The sequence below is a fragment of the Pseudomonas sp. Leaf434 genome, assembly GCF_001425545.1.
Classification (GTDB): Bacteria; Pseudomonadota; Gammaproteobacteria; order Pseudomonadales; family Pseudomonadaceae; genus Aquipseudomonas; species Aquipseudomonas siliginis.
In genome coordinates this window covers 111,617-126,760 of sequence record NZ_LMQZ01000008.1, presented here as the reverse complement: position 1 = coordinate 126,760, position 15,144 = coordinate 111,617, and the positions used below count along the sequence as shown (strand labels likewise).

Below are 15,144 nucleotides of genomic sequence, written 5' to 3'. Positions count from 1 at the left end.
ATTTGGCCTGCATGCAGAATGCCTGTATTTTCCAGGCTGTGATGTGAATCGATGAAGCGTGCTGATGAATCCGGAAAAACTCGAACTGCTGATTACCCGCGAAATGCCCTTCGGCAAGTACAAAGGCCGAATCATTGCCGACCTGCCCGGCCCCTATCTGAACTGGTTTGCCCGTGAAGGCTTTCCCCACGGTGAACTCGGTGGCCTGCTGGCGCTGATGCAGGAGATCGACCATAACGGCCTGTCCGACCTGCTCGAGCCGCTGCGCGCAAAACACGGCAAACCCGCCCCGCGCCACTGACGCGCCCTTCCCTCTTGAGCCTTGCCGACCATGCCTGACAACACCCGCCGCGCCCGTGACGAAGCCTTCTGGCAAACCTTTGCCGATCGATACGATGTGCAGCCCGGTCCGGTCAATCTGGAAAACGGTTACTTCGGGCGCATGTCGCGCACAGTGATCGAGGAGTACCAGCGCAATATCGAGCTGATCAACGCCAGCAACTCGATTTATGCACGCCAGCGCTTTGAACAGCACGACAACCTTGAGATCCGCGCGCAACTGGCCGAACTGATTGGCGTGCGCGCGCAAAGCGTGGCGCTGACGCGCAATGCCACCGAAGGCCTGCAATCGCTGATCCGCAATTACAATCGTCTGCAACCGGGTGATCAGGTACTGATCTGCGACCTCGAGTACGACACGGTCAAGGGCGCCATGCGCTGGCTGGCGAAGCAGCGTGGCGTTGAGGTCATCGAAATTGCCCACCACCATCCCGCCAGTTTCGACAGCCTGCTGGAAAGCTACCGCGAGGCTTTCGTCAGCCATCCAAAACTCAAACTGATGGCCCTGACCCACGTCACCCATCGCACCGGTCTGGTCATGCCGGTGCAGGCCATCGCCGCATTGGCCAAAGAGCATGGCGTCGACATCATCCTCGACGGTGCCCACGCCCTCGGCCAGATTGAATTCGACCTGCAAGCGTTGGGCATCGCTTTCGCCGGTTACAACCTGCACAAATGGATCGGCGCACCGCTGACCCTTGGCTTCATCTATATCGCCCCGCAGCGTCTGGCTGATATCGATCCGGACATGGGCGAGATGCATTACCCGATTACCGATATCCGCGCGCGCACCTCGTACAGCACGCCGAACATCCCGGCGCTGATGACTTTGCCGCTGGTGTTCGAAGAGCACGACGCGCTCGGCGGCGCCGCCGCCAAAAGCCCACGTCTGAGTTACCTGCGCAACCTGTGGGTCAGCCGGGTCCGGCACCTGCCGGGCATCGAGGTGCTGACGCCGGACGACCCGCAACTGTATTGCGGGATCACCGCGCTGCGCTTCACCCGGCATGCCGATCAGCAGGCCATGACCGAGCGTCTGCTCAGCGAGTTCAACCTGTTCACCGTGGTGCGCACCGGCGCCGTGTGCGGGCCGTGCATTCGCATCACCCCGGGGCTGACCACCACGGCTGGCGAGATGGAGCAGCTGGTTCGGGCGCTGGACCAACTGCGCTAGAACGGCGCTCCGGAGTTTTTTTCGTAGCCTTCCAGGCCAAGCTGCGACGACACGGCGAAGGTGTCGATGCCGAGGGTCTGGCAGGCGAAGGCACCGTCTTCAAGATCGGCGCCGGCGATCGGCTGCAATACCAACTGCAAGGCGTCCTCGGCGGCACCTTCACAGCCGCAGCGGCCTGGGACGTGCAAGGTGCCGGCCCAGGCCTCGTGGTGAGCTTGCGCTCCTGCTTCGTCGCCGGGGATGAATACGTTCAGCTTCAGGCAAGCAGCGCCGTGCGCCAGTCGGTCCGGATAGATACTGGTGAAACGGACGATGCCATGGCTGTCGGTCGATTGACTGCCGCCCAGGCTGGTGTCGCCATCGACGCGCTGTTGAATGCGCACCAGCGCGCCGATGACCGGCTCGCTGGTCATCGCATCGACCAGCGACAGACGCAGGATCAACGGCAGGCCTTCGACCCCCTGGCTGATATTGCGCACTTGAGATTCAGCTGCGGGGCGGCCGAGGGGAAGTTGCTTCGGTTGATAACGGGATTGTGGCGTAAGGGTCAGAGACTGAAGGTCGTCCATGAGGCGTTCTCTCTTCCATAAGATGGACGCAGATTAACCCCGTGAAAAAGTCAGCGTGCAGTAACTATGTATCGCCGCATGTACCGGCAATTTTTTTCAGCGCAAAAAAAAGGTGCGCCGACCAAGCGCACCATAAAGCCGTAAAGCACACAACGAAGTGTCGGGTAACGATCAGTCCAGCAGCGCCAAGGCTTCGGCAGTGCATTCCTGAATGCGGGACCAGTCGCCGTTCTTGATCCACTCCGGATCAAGCATCCAGCTACCGCCCACGCACATGACGTTTTTCAGCGCCATGTAGCTCTTGATATTGGCCGGGCCGACGCCGCCAGTCGGGCAGAATTTCACTTCGCCGAACGGGCCACCCAAAGCCTTGATTGCCGCCACGCCACCGCTGACTTCCGCCGGGAACAGCTTGAAGCGGCGATAGCCCAGACCGTAGCCTTCCATGATCCCCGAGGCGTTGCTGATGCCCGGCAACAGCGGAATCGGGCTGTCGACGCTGGCTTCGAGCAGGTCGCGGGTGATGCCCGGGGTGACGATGAACTGCGAGCCTGCCGCTTCCGCCGCTGCGAGCATGTTGCGGTCGAGCACGGTGCCGGCACCGGTCATCAGCTCCGGGCGCTGTTCGCGCAGGATCTGAATGGCCTTGAGGCCGAATTGCGAACGCAGGGTCACTTCCAGCGCAGTCAGGCCACCGGCGGCGAGGGCGTCGGCCAGCGGCAGCACGTCCTGTTCGCGAGCGATGGTGATCACCGGCAGGATCCGCGCCTTGGCGCAGAGACTGTCGATCAGGGCAACTTTGTCCGCCATGGAAACGGTCGGGGATGGGGTTGTCATAGCGGCTGTTCCTTGGCTCATGGGCACCAGTAAATCTCTAACGTAGGTTGCAGAAACGCGCGCACCGGCATGGCCGCAACGTCATCGGATGCCAGCGCGGCATTCAGGGTGGTCAGTTTCGATTGACCGGAAATCGACAGAATCTTGTGCCGGGCCGAGGCCAGCAGCGCGCGGCTCATGGTCAGGCGCTGACGCGGCACGCTTGGCGCCAGCATCGGCCAGCAACGGCGCGTGCCATCGGCTTGCAGGGCTTCGGCGAGGTTCGGGCTGTCGGGGAACAGCGATGCGGTGTGGCCGTCATCGCCCATGCCCAGCACCAGCACGTCGATCGGCGGCAGTTCGCCGAGCAGACGATCGGCCTGTTCAGCAGCCTGCTCGACGTTGGCCGCCGCGCTGTAGAGGCTGAGGAACTGCGCCTTGGCTGCCGGGCCTTTAAGCAGATACTGCTTGAGCAGGCCGGCATTGCTGTCGGCATGTTCCACCGGTACCCAGCGTTCGTCGGCCAGGGTCACAACGACCTTCGACCAGTCCAGCTCCTGCTTGGCCAGGTGTTGGAAAAACGCTACCGGGCTGCGCCCGCCGGACACCACCAGCACCGCGTTGCCGCGCGCGGCAATGGCCTCGCTCAGTTGCTTGGCAACGTTCAGCGCCAGGCCTTCAGCCAGCAGCACCGGGCTGTTGAATTCGCGGGCAGTCACACCCGTCGGCAGTTGCACATCAGATATCGCCATACCACGACCTCCCGTCCCGCGTGATCAAAGCAATGGAGCTCATCGGCCCCCACGACCCGGCCGCATACGGCTTGGGCGCGTCACCGGATTTCTTCCACCCGGCGATCAGCTGGTCACACCATTTCCACGCGGCTTCGATTTCATCTTTACGGACAAACAGGTTCTGATTGCCGTTCATCACTTCCAGCAACAACCGCTCGTAGGCATCGGGGATCCGCGCGCTACGCCAGGTGTCGGAGAAATTCAGTTGCAGCGGGCCGCTGCGCAGCTGCATGCCCTTGTCCAGGCCCTGCTCTTTGGTCATCACGCGCAAGGAAATGCCTTCGTCCGGTTGCAGGCGGATGATCAGTTTGTTGCTGATCTGCAGGCGTTGCTCCGGGGCGAAGATGTAGTGCGACGGTTCCTTGAAGTGGATGACGATCTGCGACAGCTTTTGCGGCATGCGCTTGCCGGTACGCAGGTAGAACGGCACGCCGGCCCAGCGCCAGTTGCGGATATCGGCACGCAGGGCGACGAAGGTTTCGGTGTCGCTCTGGGTATTGGAATTCGGTTCTTCGAGGTAACCCGGAACGGATTTGCCTTCGCTGTGGCCGGCGATGTACTGGCCGCGCACCACTTGTGTGGTCAGGCCTTCCGGACTGATCGGCGCCAGCGCCTTGAGCACTTTTACCTTTTCGTCACGGATGCTGTCGGCGGACAGGTCGGCCGGCGGGTCCATGGCAATCAGGCAAAGCAGCTGCAACAGGTGATTCTGGATCATGTCGCGCAGCTGGCCGGCCTTGTCGAAATAGCCCCAACGGCCTTCGATGCCGACCTTCTCGGCCACGGTGATTTCCACGTGGGAGATGTAATTCTGGTTCCACTGGGTTTCGAACAGGCTGTTGGCGAAACGCAGGGCGATCAGGTTCTGAACGGTCTCTTTGCCCAGATAGTGGTCGATGCGGTAGGTGCGGTCTTCCGGGAAGAACTGCGCTACTGCGTCGTTGACCTTGCGCGAGGACTCCAGGTCAGAGCCGATCGGTTTTTCCAGCACTACACGGGTATTTTCGGCCAGACCGACTTTCTCGAGGTTCTCGCAGATAGCGCCGTACACCGCCGCCGGGGTGGCGAAGTAGGCAATCATGCGCTGGCTGCTGCCGGCCAGTTCCGCCAGCGCCACGTAATCCTCAGCCTTGAGGAAGTCGACATGCAGATAGGTCAGGCGCGCGAGGAAGCGCTCGGCCACGGTTTCGTTCAGCTCTTTGCCGACATAACGGCGCAATTCGGCGGCGATGAACGCCATGTGCTGCTGCTCGCTGCCGGGCTCACGGGCCAGCGCAATGATGCGCGTGTCCTCGTGCAGCAGGTCGGCACCGTCAAGGTGATACAGGGCAGGAAACAGCTTGCGCAGGGCCAGATCGCCAAGCGCGCCGAACAAGGCAAAGGTGCACGGTTCAACCGTAATGGAAGGCATGATGTTTGTTCTTTTATCAAGTTAAGCTACAAATACCTTTTTTCAAGGCATCACTCAAGGGAAAATGTAGTAATAACCACAACATTTTCGCAGAATACTCAATCCGAGTGGTGGTCGCCCGGACGCATCAGTAGGATAGGCCACCGTCACGGGCCATATCAAAGGCCCAATTTGCATAGCCCGACGCAACTCTGCGTCGGTGAATCAGGAATTCCATATGGACCGCGTGCGAAATTTACTGGAACAGATCCAGAGTCGCCTTGAAGAGCTGAACAAGGCCGAACGTAAGGTCGCCGAGGTGATTCTGCTCAACCCGCAGCAGGCCACCCGCTTCAGCATCGCCGCCCTCGCCCAGGCCGCCTCGGTGAGCGAACCGACGGTCAACCGTTTCTGCCGCTCGTTCGGTGTCAGCGGCTACCCCGAACTCAAGCTGCAATTGGCGCAGAGCCTGGCCAGTGGTGCGGCGTATGTCAGCCGCGCGGTCGAGGCCGACGACAATCCCGAGGCTTACACGCAGAAGATTTTCGGCAGCGCCATCGCTTCCCTGGACAGTGCTTGCCAGGCGCTCGACCCGAACCTGATCAGCCGCGCCGTCGACCTGTTGATCCAGGCCCGGCAGATCCACTTCTTCGGCCTCGGCGCTTCGGCCCCGGTGGCGCTGGATGCGCAGCACAAGTTCTTCCGCTTCAACCTCGCCGTCACTGCCCACGCCGATGTGCTGATGCAGCGGATGATTGCCTCGGTGGCGCACACCGGCGAGCTGTTCGTGATCATTTCCTACACCGGGCGTACCCGCGAACTGGTGGAAGTGGCGCGAATCGCCCGGGAGAACGGTGCTTCGGTTTTGGGCCTGACAGCGGAGAATTCACCGCTGGCCAAAGCCAGTACCCTGAGCCTGAACATTCCACTGCCGGAAGACACCGACATTTATATGCCGATGACCTCGCGGATCATTCAGTTGACCGTGCTGGATGTGCTGGCAACGGGAATGACCCTGCGCCGTGGCGTGGATTTCCAGCCGCATCTGCGCAAGATCAAAGAGAGCTTGAATGCGAGCCGGTATCCGGTTGGGGATGAATTCAACTAAAGATCAAAAGCCCCCTCACCCCAGCCCTCTCCCGGAGGGAGAGGGAGCCGACCGAGGTGTCTTGCGCGGTACATCGACCTGAAATATCCAGTCGATTATGGATTCAGAACTGCACTTTCACGTCGGCGTAATTCTTGAGCATCCCCCATTCGGTCCCCTCTCCCTCTGGGAGAGGGCTAGGGTGAGGGTATCGGTGTACTTGACGCACTAAGCCGCCGCCCACGCCTGCAAACTCAAATGCGCCTTCTCCCCCGGCGCCAGGTGCAGGCTGTCCGTGCCGCCCGCCGCTGCTTCCACGCAGACGAATTCGGAAATCTCGTCCCAACTTACCCCCAGTAACGGCCGCGCGCCGGGATGCCAGACGACGGTGTCGCCACTGTCACCGGTATCAATGCACAACTCGCGCTGCCAGGCGTGATCCTTGAGCTGCAATTCGCCGTCATGCTGAAACACCCGCTGACAGCCGCCATCAACGCGCAATTCACCCTCCTGCTGGCAAACCTGACGATTCAACTGGTCATAACCCTGAGCGCCTTCGAGCCCAGACAGCGCTATCTCACCGACATCACCAATACGCCAGTAAGCGTGCAAAGCCTGGCTCAACTGGCACGGCATGTCGTCCTGATGCTCGGTGCTCAGGCGTAATTCCATGCGTTCGCCCAGATGCGCGTGCAGGTCGACCTGCCAATCGCACAGCTGTAATTGCCAGTGCAGGCGCACGCCATCCTCGGCGCTGCTGCTGTCGAGCAGTTTCCAGTCGAGCAATCGCGCCCATCCATGGGATGGCCAGGCGTTTTCGCTCGGATGACGGCCATACCACGGCCAGCACACCGGCACGCCACCGCGAATCGCGCCGACATGCGGCCACTTCGCCGCGCACCACAACCACGGCTTCTGCCCACGCGGCTGAAAGTGCAGCAACTGCGCACCCTGTCGACTGAACACCGCCTGACACAGCGGATGATCGATCACCAACACGTCGCGCATCTGATAGCGCTCCCAGGCGAACACCGGTCGCTCGCGCAGGGATTTGAAGAAGCGTTGCAGCGGATGCTCATGCATTGGCTACGGTCCTGAAAATCATGGGGGTACAATTACCTTTGTGACCCTTGAATACTGTGGCGAGGGGATTTATCCCCGTTCGACTGCGAAGCAGTCGCAAACCTGGAAAACGGCCTCTCGCTGATACACCTCAGTGGATGGTTTTGGGGCCGCTTCGCAGCCCAGCGGGGCGGTGCGACGTTTCGCTAAATCCCCTCGCCACAAAAAGCTCTCCAGCCACAAAAAATCATCAAGCAACACATCTGACCTGTGTCACAAAAAAAAGCGGACAGCCTGGGCTGTCCGCAAAATGCGCACATAGAGAGGAGCTTATCGCAGACGCGTCAGAACGTTGACTGAATTTTCAGGCCAGCGACCAAAGCGTTATCGACTTCATCCACACCGCCCGGATGGGTGATGTATTGCAGGTTGGGACGCACGGTCAGCCAGTTGGTGACATGGATGCCGTAGTTGAGCTCGTAGTTGTATTCGGTTTCACGAATCGGCGAGAACGCGGCGTTGTCGTAATCGGAGACACCGTTGGCAGCGTTCAGCAGTTCAGCGTTGCGCTTGACATCCTTGTTGACGTGGATACGCGCCGCGCCGATACCGATGTCATCTTTCGGACGCGCATCGAACGGGCCTTTGTAGACAAACATCACCGACTGGTAGTTGTCGATGAAGTTGGTGTCCTTGTCGTGGAAAGTCGCGTTGGCAGCGATGTTCAGACCGCGAGTCGCATCACCGTTGTGGCTGGTGAGTTGCTGTTGCGCAACGAACCAGTAACCGCTTTTGCTGTTGTGCGACTTGTAGTCATCACCGGTGGTTGCCGCATCGAGACCGTTGACGTCTTCGCGAACGTCGTCGGCATCGGCCGTGCTCTTGTAGTAACCGACGCGGTATTCGCCCGGCAGGCTGTTGACCTTCGGCGACCAGACCAATTCAACCGGCAGCACGGTACCTTTGGTGCCGCTGCCGCTGAGCTTGAAGCCGTTGCCGTGTTCCAGTTGCGACGGGTTCTGGTTGTACGCACCGATCTGCGCGTAGAGCTCGTCGTTGATGTTGTACTTCACACGGATCGCGGCCTGGCTGACGGGCCAGTTGTACCAGATGTTGGTCGCCCAGTTACCCACTTGCGAACCGCAGAACGCCAGGTTCTGGAAGTCGCACGGGAAGGTGTTGAAGTCTTCGCCTTCGCCGAAGTAACCGGCCTTGACGTCGAGTTTGTTGTCGAAGAACTGGTGCTGAATCCACAGTTGGGTCAGACGCACCATGTGGCCACGGCCGTAGACTTCCTGCGAGGAGCTGAGGGTGCCGGCACGCGGATCGCCAACGCGGTCGTTGGAGATGTTGTAGCCGTTACGATTGGTCAGCTGGATCTTCGCCTGGGTGTTGTCCCAGCCCCACAGCTTCTGCAGGTCGAGGGCCACGCCCAGACCGAACTGGTCGGCATAACGCGCAGTCTTGTCGTCGTTGTAACCGCCGTTCAGGTTGGCGCCCATCTCGCCAACGTAGTCGGCCTTGATGTCGATACCCTGCTCGATCAGCTTGGTGCGCTCGCCGCCCCAGTCGCCGGTCATCCACTTGGAGTCGGAGCTGAACGCATCCGCCGCCATTGCATTACCGGCCAGCACCAGTGCAGCTGCCGCTGAAACCTGGCAGATCAACCGGGCATTGACGTGTTTCTTTTTCATCCCTACATCCTCGTCTTTATTGTTATTAACTGTTTTTATCTAACGCGGTTTACATAAAGTGCAGTGCTCGACAGGCCGGGCACTGCTTGCCCCCTGTGGGAGCGAGCCTGCTCGCGAATGCGGTGTATCAGGCGACATCAATGCTGGATGTCAGACCGCTTTCGCGAGCAGGCTCGCTCCCACATTTTGTACTTCAGCGGCCTTTGAACTGCGCCACATTCGCCGACCGGGTCTCTGTCTGCACCTGGCCCGCAACGCCCAGACGCTCGCCGGTATTGGCGTCGAACAACAACACTTTCGATGGATCGAACTGCAGCGTCAGGCTTTCGCCCACTTGCGGTGCCACGTCCGGCGCCAGTCGGCAGCAGACCTTGGTGTCATTCAGATTGACGAACACCAACGTGTCCGGACCGGTCGGTTCAGTGACCTGCACTTCGGCACGGATGCTCGGCAGACCATTGCCCTCGCCATTCGCCAGAACAATCTGCTCCGGGCGCAGGCCGAGGATCACTTCGCGGTCTTCGAGGCCGGCGTCCTGCATGCTCATCGGCAATTCGCAACGCGCCTGACCGCTGTCGAGCAGCGCCAGCAGGCGACCGTCCTTGCGCTGCAAACGCAGGGGGATGAAGTTCATCGGCGGCGAACCGATGAAGCTTGCGACGAACAGGTTGGCCGGGTCGTTGTAGATGTCTTTCGGCGTACCGAACTGCTGGATGATGCCGTCCTTCATCACCGCGACCTTGTCGCCCAAAGTCATCGCTTCGATCTGGTCGTGGGTCACGTAGACCGTGGTGGTTTTCAGACGCTGGTGCATCAGTTTCATTTCGGTGCGCATCTCGACGCGCAGCTTGGCGTCGAGGTTCGACAGCGGTTCGTCGAACAGGTAGATCTTCGGCCGCCGCGCCAAGGCACGGCCCATCGCCACGCGCTGTTGCTGACCACCGGAGAGCTGGCCCGGCTTGCGATTGAGCAGGTGTTCGATCTGCAACAGCTTGGCGACACGGGCGACTTCTTCGTCGATCGCTGCCTGCGGCATCTTGCGGATTTTCAGGCCGAACTCGATGTTCTCGCGCACGCTCATGGTCGGGTACAGCGCATAGGACTGGAACACCATGGCGATGTCGCGATCCTTGGGGCTCATGCCGCTGACGTCCTGATCACCGATCATGATCGCGCCGCCGGTGATGGTTTCCAGACCGGCGATGCAGTTCATCAAGGTCGATTTGCCGCAGCCCGACGGGCCGACGAGGATCAGGAATTCACCGTCCTTGATCGACAGTTCGATGTTCTTCAGGGTGTCCGGCAGGCCGGCCCCGTAGGTCTTGTTTACGTTGCGAAGTTCAAGCGTAGCCATGATTACCCCTTGACCGCGCCGGCCGTCAGCCCGCGCACGAAATACTTGCCTGCGACCACATAGACCAGCAGGGTCGGCAGGCCGGCGATCATCGCCGCTGCCATATCCACGTTGTATTCCTTGGCGCCGGTGCTGGTGTTGACCAGGTTGTTCAGCGCCACGGTGATCGGTTGCGAATCACCGCTGGAGAACACCACACCGAACAGGAAGTCGTTCCAGATCTGGGTGAACTGCCAGATCAGGCAGACCATGATGATCGGCGTCGACATCGGCAGAATGATGCGGCGGAAAATCGTGAAGAAACCCGCGCCATCCAGACGCGCAGCCTTGACCAGCGCATCGGGAATGCTCACGTAGTAGTTGCGGAAGAACAGTGTGGTGAACGCCAGACCGTAAACCACGTGAACGAAGACCAGGCCGGTGGTGGTGCTCGCCAGGCCCATCTTGCCGAGGGTGAACGAGGCCGGCAGCAGCACGGTCTGGAACGGCAGGAAGCAGCCGAACAGCAGCAGACCGAAGAACAACTGCGAACCACGGAAGCGCCACATCGACAGCACGTAACCGTTCAACGCACCGATCGCGGTGGAGATGATGACGGCCGGTACGGTGATCTTGATCGAGTTCCAGAAGTAGCCGTCAACCGTGGCCCAGGCCTTGACCCAGCCGATGCCGCTGACCACGGTCGGCCAGCTCAGCAGGTTGCCGGTGCTGATGTCTTCCGGGGTCTTGAAGCTGGTCAGCAACATCACCACCAGCGGCACCAGATACAGAAACACCGCAAGGATCAGCACCGCGTAGATTGCGATGCGGCTCAAGCTGATAGCGGGTTTGGCAGCAAGACTAGTCATGACGCTTGGTCCTCAGCTCGGAATACAGGTAAGGCACGATGATCGCGAGGATCGCACCGAGCATCAGAATCGCACTGGCCGAGCCCATGCCCATCTGGCCGCGACTGAAGGTGAAGGAATACATGAACATCGCTGGCAGGTCGGAGGAATAACCCGGACCACCGGCGGTCATTGCCGCAACCAGGTCGAAGCTCTTGATCGCGATGTGCGCGAGGATCATCACCGCACTGAAGAACACCGGACGCAGGCTTGGCAGCACGACTTTCCAGTAGATGCGCGGCATGCTCGCGCCGTCGATCTGCGCGGCACGGATGATCGATTGATCGACGCCACGCAGGCCGGCGAGGAACATCGCCATGATGAAGCCCGAGGCTTGCCACACAGCGGCGATCACCAGGCAGTAGACCACGCGATCGGGGTCGATCAGCCAGTCCAGACGGAAGCCTTCCCAGCCCCAGTCACGCAACAATTTGTCCAGGCCCATGCCCGGGTTGAGCAGCCATTTCCATGCGGTACCGGTGACGATCATCGAGAGCGCCATCGGGTACAGGTAAATGGTGCGGATAAAGCCTTCGCGACGGATGCGCTGGTCGAGGAACACCGCCAGCAACACGCCGATCACCAGGGTAATGCCGATGAACATGCCGCCGAACACGGCGAGGTTCTTGCTCGCCACCCACCAGCGATCGTTGTCGAACAACCGCGCGTATTGCGCCAGACCGGCCCACTTGTAGTTGGGCAGGAAGGTCGAGGTGGTGAACGACAGAATGAACGTCCACAGGATGTAGCCATAGAAGCCCACCAGCACGATGAACATGCTCGGCGCCAGCACCAGTTTCGGTAGCCAGCGCTGCAATGCATCGAACGGCGAGGCCTTGCTGAACACAGCAACAGAACTCATGGGGAAATCCACAATAAGGGTTTACGAAAGCATTCCCTTGCAGGAGTGAGCCCTGTGGCGAGGGGATTTATCCCCGATCGACTGCGCAGCAGTCGCGAAATCATTACATGCGGTATTTCAGACACTGCACCGCTGCAACTTTCCGGGGTCGCTTCGCAACCCATCGGGGATGAATCCCCTCACCACAAAGGCTCACTCCTACAGGGGCCAAGCATTACTTGGCCGACTGAACTGCCGCGCCGAGTTTCTTCGCCGCATCGGCCGGGTCGGCTTTCGGGTCGTTGATGTAGTTGGTGACTACGTCAAAGAACGCGCCCTGCACCGCCAGCGTGGTCGCCATGTTGTGCGCCATGCTTGGTTGCAGGCCGCCGGACTTGGCGTCCGCGAGGAAGTCCTTGGCAGCGGTCTGCGCGCAGGAATCGAAGCCGAGCTTGTCCATGTTGTTCAACATGTCGTTGCGCACCGGGATCGAGCCTTTGTTGATGCTGAAGACTTTCTGGAAGTTCTCACCCAGCACGACTTTGGCGATGTCCTGCTGACCGGCCGCAGTGCCTGCGTCCTTCTGCTTGAACACGGCCAGCGAGTCGATATTGTAGGTGAACGCCTTGTCGGTGCCCGGGAACGCTACGCACTCGTAGTCCTTGCCGGCGACTTTCTTGGCGGCGGTCCATTCGGACTTGGCCCAGTCACCCATGATCTGCATGCCGGCCTTGCCGTTGATGACCTTGGCCGCTTCGAGGTTCCAGTCCTGGCCTTTGCCGTCCGCGTCCATGTAGGTCGCGACTTTCTTCAGCTCAGTGAGCGCCTTGACCATTTCCGGGCCGGTCAGCGCTTTGTTGTCGAGATCGACCAGGGCTTTCTTGTAGCCATCCACGCCCATGACCGAGAGCACCACGGCTTCGAACACGGTGCTGTCCTGCCAAGGCTGACCGCCGTGAGCGAGCGGAATGAAGCCCGCCGCTTTCAGCTTGTCGCCGGCCGCGTAGAACTCTTCGAGGGTGGTTGGATTCTTGGTGATGCCGGCTTTCTTGAAGACTTCCGGGTTGATCCACAGCCAGTTCACGCGGTGAATGTTCACCGGCACGGCCACGTAATCACCGTCGTACTTCACGGTATCGGAGACTTTCTTGTCGAGCAGGCTGTCCCACTTTTCCGACTTGGCGACGTCTTTCAAAACGTCGGTGTCGAGCAGGCCGGTCGACGCCCATTCCTGGATGTCCGGGCCTTTGATCTGCGCTACGCCTGGCGGGTTGCCGGCAACGGCACGGCTTTTCAGCACGGTCATGGCAGTCGCACCGCCACCACCGGCAACAGCGCCGTCCTTCCAGGTGAAACCGTCTTTTTCGACTTGGGCCTTGAGCACATCGACAGCGGCTTTTTCGCCACCGGAAGTCCACCAGTGCACGACTTCGACCGAACCTTTGGAATCGGCAGCGGAGACACTGAGCGGCAGGATTGCGAGCGGGAACAGGGAGGCGACAGAAATGACAGTAGCGAGGCGAGAAATCGCATTCATTCGAGATGTACCTTTCTTGTTGTTATGCATTGCAAGTCTGGTGCTTGCGCTGCACGGAGTTTAAACAGAGCGTTTCGCTTCGCAGGTAACGAAGGGACGCGTAAATGTCACGACATGGTTACACAGCAACAGGCCGGGACGACTGCGCCAAAGCCGTGGCCATGGTTGGCGCCAGCGGCAATCGTGGAATCAGCACAGCCTGCCAGGCGTGATACAGATCGGGCTTGCCCGGCCAGATATCGGCACTCGGCACATTCTGCGGATTGAGTTCGTGGTACCAGCTGCCGTTGCAACGGTCGATGAAATTCGTCTCACAGAATTCCCAGAACAGTCGGTACCAGGCTTCGTATTGCGCGTCGCCGGTGCGTTTGAGCAAGGCGCTGGCGGCGGCGCTGGCTTCGGCGTGCGTCCAGTGCAGGCGATGGCGAACGACGACCTGGTTATCCCAGTCGAGGGTGTAGACGATGCCCGGCGCGCCATCGACATTCCAGCCGTGGCGGCAATTGTTTTCGAAGAGTTTTTGCGCATCCAGGGCCAGCCAGCCCGGCGTGAGCATGCCGGCCTTCACCCGAGCGGCCTCGAGGTGCAACAGCAAGCGCGCCCATTCGAAACCATGGCCCGGCGTGGTGCCGTAAGGACGGAAACCGTCAGCCGGATTGTCGCGGTTGTATTCGCGCAGCGGTTGCCAATCGCGATCGAAGTGTTCGATGACCATGTAATCGTTGGCTGCAGCGTGGCCATGGATCACTCGTTCGACGATGCGCTGGGCGCGTATCAGCCAGCGCGGATCTTCGGTGACATCGGCCAGCGCGAGGAATGCTTCGGTCGCGTGCATGTTGCTGTTGGCGCCGCGATAGGCTTCTTCTTCGCTCCAGTCGCGGTTGAAGAATTCGCGCATGGCGCCCTCTTCTTCGCTCCAGAAATAAGTGTCGATGATGTCGATTGCGTCATCGAGCAAAGCTTGGGCGCCGGGCCGTTGCGCGACCGCGGCGGAGCTGGCGGCGAGTGCGACAAAGGCGTGCAGATAGGCGTTCTTGCCGGTGTTGTCGTCACGATGCTGGGCAACCGCAAACCAGCCGCCATGCAGCGCATCACGCAGCGGCCCGCGCAACGCGGCGATACCGTGGTCGACCAGCTCGGCAAACCCCGGCAACCCCTGAATGTGCGCCATGGCGAAGCTGTGGGTCATGCGCGCGGTGTTCATGGTTTCGGCTCGTGCGTTCGCCGGCAAACGGCCGCGTTCGTCGAGGTTGCCGAAGCCTTCGGGCAGTCGTGATGCCTTGGCGAAATCCAGCAGACGCAGGCCTTCGGCGGCTAGCCATTGCTGGTGGGCAGGGGCGTTCAGCCAACTGCTGAAGTCTGGGTGAAAGGTGTCCATGGCGTGACCCTTTTTTGTTGTTAGGACTGCGGGCAGTCTAAACAACGGGCCAGGGCGGGCTTGTAACGAAGGGGGCGGGGTTTGTCACTGGCTCGTGACAAAAGAGAAGAGCAAAAGCACCCTCACCCCAACCCTCTCCCGGAGGGAGAGGGGGCCGACCGAGGTGTCTTGCGTCCTCCGTCGACCTGAAAAATATTGGCGATTATGGATTCACCACCGCAT

The 15,144-nt window shown here is 60.4% G+C and carries 14 protein-coding genes; 3 read left to right on the top strand and 11 right to left on the bottom strand.

Features of this window, described 5'->3' with window-relative positions; genetic code table 11:
- The first annotated feature begins 64 nt into the window (after positions 1-64).
- Positions 65-301 carry a DUF3820 family protein gene (locus ASG55_RS15375; RefSeq protein WP_003227425.1) on the top strand — a complete coding sequence of 79 codons (237 nt, stop codon included), beginning with the start codon at positions 65-67 and terminating at the stop codon, positions 299-301.
- A 30-nt stretch (positions 302-331) separates the two neighbouring features.
- Positions 332-1,513, top strand: coding sequence for an aminotransferase class V-fold PLP-dependent enzyme (locus tag ASG55_RS15370; protein ID WP_056787971.1), 1,182 nt, complete (start codon positions 332-334; stop codon positions 1,511-1,513).
- Here ASG55_RS15370 and ASG55_RS15365 read toward each other — a convergent pair.
- From ASG55_RS15365 to zwf, 4 genes are all read right to left on the bottom strand, one after another.
- Positions 1,510-2,082 carry a hypothetical protein gene (locus ASG55_RS15365; protein ID WP_056787969.1) on the bottom strand — a complete coding sequence of 191 codons (573 nt, stop codon included), beginning with the start codon at positions 2,080-2,082 and terminating at the stop codon, positions 1,510-1,512. The two genes, ASG55_RS15370 and ASG55_RS15365, sit on opposite strands and share 4 nt — an antisense overlap.
- Positions 2,083-2,253: 171 nt before the next feature.
- Positions 2,254-2,919: a bifunctional 4-hydroxy-2-oxoglutarate aldolase/2-dehydro-3-deoxy-phosphogluconate aldolase gene (locus ASG55_RS15360; RefSeq protein WP_056787965.1), complete on the bottom strand. Its 666-nt coding sequence runs from the start codon at positions 2,917-2,919 to the stop codon at positions 2,254-2,256.
- Between the two features lie 17 nt (positions 2,920-2,936).
- Complete coding sequence (gene pgl / locus ASG55_RS15355) at positions 2,937-3,650, bottom strand: 6-phosphogluconolactonase (protein WP_056787964.1); 714 nt, start codon at positions 3,648-3,650, stop codon at positions 2,937-2,939.
- Positions 3,637-5,103, bottom strand: a complete 1,467-nt coding sequence (gene zwf, locus ASG55_RS15350) for a glucose-6-phosphate dehydrogenase (RefSeq protein WP_016773537.1) — start codon at positions 5,101-5,103, stop codon at positions 3,637-3,639. Before zwf ends, pgl begins: the two co-directional genes overlap by 14 nt.
- Positions 5,104-5,329: 226 nt before the next feature.
- Between zwf and ASG55_RS15345 the strand changes: the two genes are divergently transcribed.
- Positions 5,330-6,190, top strand: coding sequence for a MurR/RpiR family transcriptional regulator (locus tag ASG55_RS15345; protein ID WP_169842436.1), 861 nt, complete (start codon positions 5,330-5,332; stop codon positions 6,188-6,190).
- 207 nt (positions 6,191-6,397) lie between these two features.
- Here the strand turns inward: ASG55_RS15345 and ASG55_RS15340 are convergent, their stop codons facing one another.
- From ASG55_RS15340 to ASG55_RS15310, 7 genes are all read right to left on the bottom strand, one after another.
- Positions 6,398-7,252, bottom strand: coding sequence for a D-hexose-6-phosphate mutarotase (locus tag ASG55_RS15340; RefSeq protein WP_039758108.1), 855 nt, complete (start codon positions 7,250-7,252; stop codon positions 6,398-6,400).
- Positions 7,253-7,575: 323 nt separating this feature from the next.
- Positions 7,576-8,925 carry a carbohydrate porin gene (locus tag ASG55_RS15335; protein ID WP_016773536.1) on the bottom strand — a complete coding sequence of 450 codons (1,350 nt, stop codon included), beginning with the start codon at positions 8,923-8,925 and terminating at the stop codon, positions 7,576-7,578.
- A gap of 193 nt (positions 8,926-9,118) precedes the next feature.
- Complete coding sequence (locus ASG55_RS15330; RefSeq protein ID WP_041479770.1) at positions 9,119-10,279, bottom strand: ABC transporter ATP-binding protein; 1,161 nt, start codon at positions 10,277-10,279, stop codon at positions 9,119-9,121.
- 2 nt (positions 10,280-10,281) lie between these two features.
- Positions 10,282-11,127 carry a carbohydrate ABC transporter permease gene (locus ASG55_RS15325; protein WP_039758116.1) on the bottom strand — a complete coding sequence of 282 codons (846 nt, stop codon included), beginning with the start codon at positions 11,125-11,127 and terminating at the stop codon, positions 10,282-10,284.
- Positions 11,120-12,028 carry a carbohydrate ABC transporter permease gene (locus ASG55_RS15320; protein ID WP_016773533.1) on the bottom strand — a complete coding sequence of 303 codons (909 nt, stop codon included), beginning with the start codon at positions 12,026-12,028 and terminating at the stop codon, positions 11,120-11,122. The genes ASG55_RS15325 and ASG55_RS15320 overlap by 8 nt, the downstream gene beginning before the upstream one ends.
- Before the next feature lie 214 nt (positions 12,029-12,242).
- Entirely contained in the window at positions 12,243-13,544 is a 1,302-nt protein-coding gene (locus ASG55_RS15315; RefSeq protein ID WP_024014061.1) for an ABC transporter substrate-binding protein, read from the bottom strand.
- A 118-nt stretch (positions 13,545-13,662) separates the two neighbouring features.
- Positions 13,663-14,922, bottom strand: coding sequence for a D-mannose isomerase (locus tag ASG55_RS15310; RefSeq protein WP_056787962.1), 1,260 nt, complete (start codon positions 14,920-14,922; stop codon positions 13,663-13,665).
- Between the last annotated feature and the right edge of the window lie 222 nt (positions 14,923-15,144).